A 6,000-nucleotide genomic window follows, 5' to 3' on the forward strand; every position below is an offset into this window, starting at 1 on the left:
TGATAACCTACAAACTCGTAACCACTTTGATGTCCTTAGAGTCGGGGCTGGCCCAGCCGTCAAAGTCTGTAAGAATCTTTTCAAAGGGGACATTGCTCGTGATGTAGGCGCCTTCATTGAAAGAGCCCGATCGAAGAACTTTCAGTACAAAATCAAAATCTTCTAATGTGGCATTTCTGCTACACATGAGCGTCGTTTCCTTAGCATGTATTTTAGGGTGTGTAAAGGTTAGGTCACCTTTGAAAAGGCCCACCAACACATAATTGCCTCCATGTTTCATGTAGTCCGTGCCGCTTTCTATCGCGCGCTTGCTGCCAGAGGCATCAAATACCGTTTGAGCCAGTTTGCCATCCGTGATTTGGCTCACTGCATCTACAGGATTGTTGAGGGCATTTACGGCATGGTCTGCACCGAACTCTTTTTTCACCATTTCCAGCCTGTGGTCGTTGATATCAACTGCGATGACTTCCGCACCAAGGTATTTGCATAGCTGGATGATGCCAATACCAATAGGTCCGCATCCTACAACTACCACTACTTCACCTTTTTGGACATTGGCTCTGCGGATGGCGTGCGCACCAATGGCCAGAGGTTCCACCAAAGCGATTTGATCCAGAGAAAGATCATTGGCGGGTATAAGCAATCGGGTAGGAAGGGTGACCTGCTCCTGCATGCCCCCGTCTGTATGAACGCCAAACACCCTGATGTTTTGGCAGCAATTGGGTTTGCCTGCTTTACACGCATCGCACTCTCCACAGTTGATGTAAGGCATGATCACCACCTGGTCTCCGGTTTTGATGTCTTGGGGGTTGCTGTCTACGTCTGCTACTATTCCCGCCAACTCATGTCCTAAGATTCGCGGATATGAAAAAAATGGCTGGTTACCCTTGTAAGCATGTAAGTCAGTACCACAAATACCCACTCGCTTAATATCGATAAGTGCTTCTCCTTCACTTTTTTGTGGGGCATCCTTTTCCTTTAGTTCAAATTGATCAGGCTTTTCGCAAACAATATATTTCATTTTGATAGTTTAGTGGTTTCAAGAATGGAATAGTTCAAACGTTTGAACAAAGATAGACGAAACGAGTGAAAAAGAAAATCACCATTGTAGACATAGCCAATCATTTGGGGATTACTCCATCTGCAGTATCCAAGGCATTTAGTGATCACCCCCGCATCAGCGACAAAACGAAGAAGGCAGTGCGGCAGGCTGCAGAGCAATTGGGGTATCACCAAAACACGTTGGCTACAGGTCTGCGAAGAGGAAGAAGTGGTTTGATTGGTGTGCTCGTGCCAGGCATTCATTTTAGTTTTTTTTCTACCATTATTAAGGCGATAGAGGAGACCCTTTCTGAAAAAGGTTATAGTGTGATCATTTCCCAGTCGAGGGACCAGCTGGCCAAAGAAATTAGACAGCTAGACAATTTGATGAAAGCACAGGTAGAAGGTGTAATCGCGTCAGTTTCGCTAGAAACTAACAATTCAGCTCATTTTCAAAAGATTTGCAAACGTATTCCTGTGGTATTGTTTGATAGGACCTTACGTGATCTGGAAGTGAGTAAAGTAGTAGTGGATGACTATATGGGCAGTATCAAAGCAGTGGATCACCTGGTGGAAAAAGGCTATCGACGCATAGCGCATATCGGAGGCCTGAGTCATGTGGAGCCCTTTCGTATCAGGCAGGAAGGTTACCGTGCTGGCATGCAAAAGCATGGGTTGGAAATATTAGAAGGCTATGAACAGTCCAGCAAGCTGACAGTGGCCGATGGAGAATCAATCATGAACGACTTGCTAAAATTGCCCTCACCACCTGATGCAATCTACGCAGCCAGTGATTTGCCCGCATATGGAGTTATCAAATGCCTAAAGGAAAGAGGCATAGCCGTCCCGCAAGAAGTAGGAGTGGTTGGGTTTAGTAATGAAGCCTACACAGAGATGGTTTCTCCAACCATTACTACATTGGAGCAACACAGTGAAAATATGGGTTTAATTGCCGCTAAGAGTATGTTGGAGCAATTGCAGCATCAGTATGATGATAAAGAATACGTTCCTCAGCAGAGCACGCTCACTCCCAAACTGGTCATTAGAGAGTCCTCCAATAGGAAATAATTTTTTACTCTATTGTTCAAACGTTTGAACAACTTTTTTAACTTGCTCTTGGGAAGTTTGTAGTACCTAATCAGAACAAGTTGAAAAATGGTTATTGACTCACATCAACATTTTTGGCAATACGATCCACAGCGGCATTCCTGGATGACGCAAGAAATGGTGTCTATTCAGCAGGACTTCACTCCAGAGCTACTTCAGGAAGTTTATCAATCCAATGGGGTAGATGGCTGTGTGGCAGTACAGGCTGATCAATCTGAAGAAGAAACACACAATCTTTTAGCACTTGCAAAAGCACATAGCTTTATCAAAGGGGTAGTAGGCTGGGTAGATCTTCGGTCGGAAGCGATAGCAGAGCGCTTGTCTTACTTTAGCGACCAGCCGGTAATCAAAGGCTTTCGCCATGTAGTTCAGGATGAGCCTGATCATCACTTTATGCTAGGGTCAGAATTTAAGCGAGGAATCACGGCCTTAAAAACGCATGACTACACTTATGACATTCTCATATTCGCTCACCAGCTACCCGCAGCGGTACAGCTTGTGGACCTATTCCCCAATCAACCATTTGTCATTGATCATATTGCCAAGCCCGTAATAGGGGATACAGACAACTTTAGTTTTTGGCAGAAGCACATCAAGGCCCTAAGTGCTCATGAGCAGACCTATTGTAAAATAAGCGGTATGGTTACAGAAACTACCTGGGGTCAGTGGACCTACGAAGATTTTGAGCCCTATATGGAAGCGGTTCTTGAAGCATTTGGTCCAAAGCGACTGATGTTTGGTTCTGACTGGCCAGTTTGTTTGCTCTCAGGAGATTATAAGCAGGTAAAGGGAATTGTTGAGCGCTTCATCCACACGCTCTCCAAAGACGAACAACAGCAAATTATGGGAGGCAATGCGGCCTCTTTTTACGGACTGTCTATTTAATCGAATACTACAGAAAAGTCACATTTATGAATAAAATAAAAGATCATGTGGTGACCAGAAAAAACCTGGTGCCTTTCATACTGATTACGACCTGTTTTGCACTTTGGGGGTTCGCCAACGACATCACCAATCCCATGGTAGCAGCATTTGAAAAGATATTTCTAACAGGTGCTACAGAAGCCACATTGGTTCAGTTTGCCTTCTATGGCGGCTATGGGGTGATGGCATTTCCCGCAGCGCTTTTTATCAGAAAATACACCTACAAAGCCGGCATACTCGTAGGGCTTGGCTTGTATGCAGTGGGCGGGCTGATGTTTGTGCCTGCCAGTGCTATTGGTGAGTTTTATCCGTTTCTTATCGCCTACTTTGTTATTACCTGCGGGCTGTCGTTTTTAGAAACCAGTGCCAATCCATACGTGCTGTCCATGGGAAGTCAGGAGACTGCTACTCAGCGCCTAAACCTTGCTCAAGCCTTCAATCCTCTTGGCTCGCTTACGGGGATGTTTGTAGCATCCAATTTTATTTTGGCAAATCTGGATGACCGGGATAAGGCAGAGCGTATGACGCTAGACCCATTGGAATTGCAGACCGTGAAGGCGCACGACCTGGATGTGGTCAGCGGACCTTACATTATTATTGGACTCGTGATAGCTGTCATGTTTGTGCTAATAGCCATGCGCAAGATGCCCCAGAGTCATACCAATAGTCAGGTGATGGCTGTGGACCTTAAATCTATATTTAACAGGCTGCTGCAGAATAAGAAATATGTGCTGGGCGTGGTAGCCCAAATGTTTTATGTAGGAGCACAGATTATGTGCTGGACATTTATCATTCATTATGGTACCGAAGTGTTTACCGCGGAGGGTATGGCAGAAAAAGACGCACAGGTGCTATCTCAGCAGTACAACATTGTAGCCATGATCATCTTTGGGGCGAGCCGATTTATTTGTACGTTTTTGCTTAAATACATACGCCCGGGCAGATTGCTCATGTTGCTGGCGATCGGAGGTATCTCACTCACTTTAGGTACGATATTCCTTGGCGGAATGATGGGCCTATATTGCCTGGTAGGAATCTCAGCGTGCATGTCACTCATGTTCCCGACGATCTATGGTATTGCCCTGGAAGGGATAGGTGGTGACGATGCTAAAATTGCCGCAGCAGGTCTGATCATGGCCATTGTAGGCGGAACGTTCCTGCCATTGCTACAAGCCAGCATCATTGATGGCTGGACGCTGGATTGGCTATCAGGTCCACGAGCATCTTTTGTGCTACCCTTGCTATGTTTTGTTGTGATAGCCGCATATGGCTACCGTGTGTTTACAATTGACAAAAGCCATTCGTGATCGTGTAATCAAAATATTTATAAATGAAAGATACTCAAACTATACAACGACCTACTTTTCGGGCTGATTATAAGACCAGTGACAAGTTTGATGGAGGCCCCAGGCTTGTGCTGGGCACTTCCGGACTTGGCGGTGTGTGGGGGGGAGTCACCCTCGATGAATCAAAAGATGCCATATTGTATGCCCTGGAGCGAGGAGCCCGTGCTTTTGATACGGCACCTTCTTATGCGTCAGCTCAAGAAGTGCTGGGCGCAGCGCTAAAAGAATGGACTGGAGAAAAGCCATTTATCAGCACCAAAGTTGGTCGGTTAAAAGCAGAATCTGCACATGACATGAAGCTGGATTACTCTTCAGAAGGGATTCGGCGCACATTGGAAAGCAACCTGGAAATATTAGGAGTAGATCGAATAGATTTATTGTTTTTACATGAGCCCCAATGTGTAGAAAAAAGCGATATTCCCCGATTGCTCGAACAAATGCAAGGTTTTGTAAGTGAGGGACTTGTGAGTAGGTTAGGCATTGGAGGAAACCTCACAGAAGACTTTAAGCCATTTATGGGCAAAGGGAAGTTTGAAGTTATATCTGGCTTCCTCAAAATGAATGCCTGTAATCTGGATGCATTTATCAGTGATGTTTCTTTTATTAAAGAAAAGGGCTTGGCTTATTACAATGCGTCCATTCTGCATTTCGGACTGCTAGCCAACCGACTGGCGGCTTACAAAGAAAACTTTGAAAATGAGCCTTGGCTTACAAAGCGTGACATTGCTATCACTGAAGATCTTCAGCCTTTGGCTGAGCAGTATCGCATGAGTTTGCCCATTTTAGCGCAGCGTTATGCCTTCGGTATCCAGGAAGCTGATCGCATAGTAGGTGGAGCCAAAAATCAAAGTCAGATCGAGCGCACTTTAGATGCATGGGAGCAGGGTCCACTGTCGAGCAGCCTGTTTGATACTGTAACTGATGTCATTCTAAATCACTATTAAGCTTATGAAGAGATATTGTATGGCCTGTGATCTGAAAGACGATCCAAAGCTCATTGAAGAATACAAAAGCTATCACGCCAAAGGCAATGCCTGGCCAGAAATTACCAAGAGCATTCAGTCGGCAGGAATCGTGGACATGGAAATCTACCTTATTGGTAATCGACTGTTCATGATTATGGAGGTAGATGAAAGTTATGATGCAGCCGCTAAAGCGAAAGCAGATGCCGCAAACCCTAAAGTGCAGGAGTGGGAAGAACTCATGTGGAAGTATCAGCAAGAGTTGCCATGGGCCGACAAAGGGGTGAAGTGGGTGCCGATGGAACGCATTTTCAAATTAGGAGAATAGTCTCATCAGCACAGGTTGTTTAGTTCAAATACAGCAGCTAATGAGTTGTAGTCTAGTGTAGCTATGTGCTGATTTTCGCCTGCTGAGCTAGGTTGCACACATTTTTATAGGATAAATAAGATCAATAGAAATAGTAAATCAATATGACAAAAAAAGTAGTAACCTTCGGAGAGATCATGCTTCGCCTGGCACCTCCGGGCTTTTTGCGATTTTCTCAAGCCTCATCATTTGATGTGGTGTATGGTGGTGGTGAGTCCAATGTGGCGGTATCTCTTGCCAACTATGGTGTACC

6 protein-coding genes are annotated in these 6,000 nt (G+C 45.2%); 5 read left to right on the top strand and 1 reads right to left on the bottom strand.

The genetic code is table 11. The annotated features are described in order from the left end of the window. Positions 1 to 7: 7 nt before the first annotated feature. Complete coding sequence (locus tag C7460_RS17760; RefSeq protein ID WP_115869479.1) at positions 8 to 1,021, bottom strand: zinc-binding alcohol dehydrogenase family protein; 1,014 nt, start codon at positions 1,019 to 1,021, stop codon at positions 8 to 10. 65 nt (positions 1,022 to 1,086) lie between these two features. Here C7460_RS17760 and C7460_RS17765 point away from each other — a divergent pair, with 65 nt between their 5' ends. From C7460_RS17765 to C7460_RS17785, 5 genes are all read left to right on the top strand, one after another. Continuing rightward, complete coding sequence (locus tag C7460_RS17765; RefSeq protein WP_115869480.1) at positions 1,087 to 2,109, top strand: LacI family DNA-binding transcriptional regulator; 1,023 nt, start codon at positions 1,087 to 1,089, stop codon at positions 2,107 to 2,109. Positions 2,110 to 2,196: 87 nt separating this feature from the next. Beyond that, on the top strand, positions 2,197 to 3,033 hold the full coding sequence (locus tag C7460_RS17770) for an amidohydrolase family protein (protein ID WP_115869481.1): 837 nt from the start codon (positions 2,197 to 2,199) through the stop codon (positions 3,031 to 3,033). Between the two features lie 26 nt (positions 3,034 to 3,059). After that, a complete protein-coding gene (fucP, locus tag C7460_RS17775) occupies positions 3,060 to 4,379 on the top strand; it encodes an L-fucose:H+ symporter permease (RefSeq protein ID WP_115869482.1) in 1,320 nt (439 codons plus the stop codon). A gap of 23 nt (positions 4,380 to 4,402) precedes the next feature. Continuing rightward, positions 4,403 to 5,362, top strand: a complete 960-nt coding sequence (locus C7460_RS17780) for an aldo/keto reductase (protein WP_115869483.1) — start codon at positions 4,403 to 4,405, stop codon at positions 5,360 to 5,362. Positions 5,363 to 5,366: 4 nt separating this feature from the next. Continuing rightward, entirely contained in the window at positions 5,367 to 5,708 is a 342-nt protein-coding gene (locus tag C7460_RS17785) for an L-rhamnose mutarotase (RefSeq protein WP_221409570.1), read from the top strand. The last annotated feature ends 292 nt before the right edge of the window (positions 5,709 to 6,000 follow it).

Source organism: Marinoscillum furvescens DSM 4134 (genome assembly GCF_003386095.1).
Classification (GTDB): Bacteria; Bacteroidota; Bacteroidia; order Cytophagales; family Cyclobacteriaceae; genus Marinoscillum; species Marinoscillum furvescens.

What these genes read in the sequence shown, in the direction of transcription:
- C7460_RS17770 (WP_115869481.1), top strand. Translation starts at nt 2,197, where the DNA reads ATGGTTATTGACTCACATCAACATTTTTGGCAATACGATCCACAGCGG.
- C7460_RS17785 (WP_221409570.1), top strand. Translation starts at nt 5,367, where the DNA reads ATGAAGAGATATTGTATGGCCTGTGATCTGAAAGACGATCCAAAGCTC.
- fucP (WP_115869482.1), top strand. Translation starts at nt 3,060, where the DNA reads ATGAATAAAATAAAAGATCATGTGGTGACCAGAAAAAACCTGGTGCCT.
- C7460_RS17780 (WP_115869483.1), top strand. Translation starts at nt 4,403, where the DNA reads ATGAAAGATACTCAAACTATACAACGACCTACTTTTCGGGCTGATTAT.
- C7460_RS17760 (WP_115869479.1), bottom strand. Translation starts at nt 1,021, where the DNA reads ATGAAATATATTGTTTGCGAAAAGCCTGATCAATTTGAACTAAAGGAA.